This window comes from Arthrobacter sp. 05L45_2 (genome assembly GCF_056397525.1).
Genome location: NZ_JBFTNO010000335.1, coordinates 1 through 1,625 on the forward strand (window position 1 = coordinate 1; position 1,625 = coordinate 1,625).

1 protein-coding gene is annotated in these 1,625 nt (G+C 64.9%); it reads left to right on the forward strand.

Annotated features, from left to right (window positions below):
• Positions 1 to 191: 191 nt before the first annotated feature.
• The coding region (locus AC1DHD_RS16175; RefSeq protein WP_476880679.1) for an ABC transporter permease at positions 192 to 1,625 on the forward strand (1,434 nt) is incomplete at its 3' end.

Consider the following 1,625-nt stretch of genomic DNA (forward strand, 5'->3'; position numbering starts at 1 on the left):
CAGAAGTAGCCCGCAACCCCAAGTGACACTTGCTAGCTGAAGGCGTCGGGACCACGGCTTTACGGTCCCGACGCCTTTCTAGCGACCCTCCCCGGCGATGACTGGCGCGGCCGCGTCGGCCGGGGCATCCGGCCTAATTCTGCGACCGGTCCGGGCGATCCCTGGGCCCGAATACCGAGGTTCTATTCCCCATGGTGACCTACATAGTCCGGCGGCTCATGACTGCCGCCCTCATTCTTCTCGGCGCATCCTTCCTGGTGTACATCCTGACAGCGGCGTCAGGTGACCCCCTCGAGGAGTACCGCGCCATCAGCGCAGCCAACAAGCAGCAGCTGATGGACGCCCGCACCGAACTCTTGCAGCTGGACCTCCCCGCGCCGCTGCGCTACTTCAAGTGGCTCGGCGGGGCCGCCCAATGCCTCGTCCCGTTCGCCAATTCCTGCGACCTTGGCAAAAACATCGTCGGGCAGCCGGTGACCGACGCCCTGGGCCACGCCCTGATCCAAACCCTGACGCTGATTACCGGAGCCACCGTGCTGGCCATCCTGATCGGCATCACRCTGGGAATCATCACCGCCCTGCGCCAGTACAGCGCGCTGGACTACGGCGTCACGTTCATGGCGTTCCTCTTCTTCTCCCTCCCCATCTTCTGGGTGGCCGTCCTGCTCAAGGAATTCGGCGCCATCGGCTTCAACAACTTCCTGCGCAATCCCGAGATTCCGATCGTGACGGCCGTCGGCATCGGCCTGGTCCTCGGGCTCGTGACGGCGGTGGCCGTCGGCGGTGAACTCAAACGCAGGGTCATCAGCGGCGGAGTGGTCTTCCTCTTCGTTACCGCCGTCCTGGTCTACTTTTCCGCCACCGAATGGTTCAAGACCCCGGGCCTCGGCCCGGTGATGATAGCGATCGCCGGCGTCGGCCTCGCCTTCGCCGTCACCCTGCTTACTGCCGGCCTGAAAAACCGGAAGGCCCTGCAGTCGGCACTGATCGCCGCCGCCGTCGGGGTGGTCCTGTATTTCGTGGTCCAGCCACTGCTGGACCAGGCGACGTTCCTGATGATCGTGCTGCTGGCCATCGCGGCTGTCGGCGTCGGCCTCGGCATCGGATACCTGGTCGGCGGCTACGACCGCGGGCAGTCAATGCGTGCGGCCGCGATCACCTCGTTCCTGGTGGGCTTCCTGATCCTGCTGGACCGCTTTATGCAGGCATGGCCCACGTACTTCAACAACAGCCGTGTCCGCGGCCGCCCCATCGCCACCATCGGGGCAACCAYCCCGAACATCGAGGGCGACTTCTGGGTCCTGGGCCTGGACTCCTTCACGCACCTGATCCTGCCGACTCTGGCCCTGATCCTGATCTCCCTAGCCAGCTACACCCGATTCACCCGAGCCTCCATGCTGGAGATCATGAACATGGACTACATCCGCACCGCCAGGGCCAAGGGCCTGACGGAGCGCACCGTGGTCATGCGCCACGCCTTCCGGAACGCACTGATCCCGATCGCCACCATCGTGGCCTTCGACATCGGCGGGCTGATCGGCGGTGCCGTCATCACCGAGTCGGTCTTCTCCGTCCGGGGCATGGGTTTCCTGTTCCTGGACGGCATCTCGCACGTCGACCCCAAC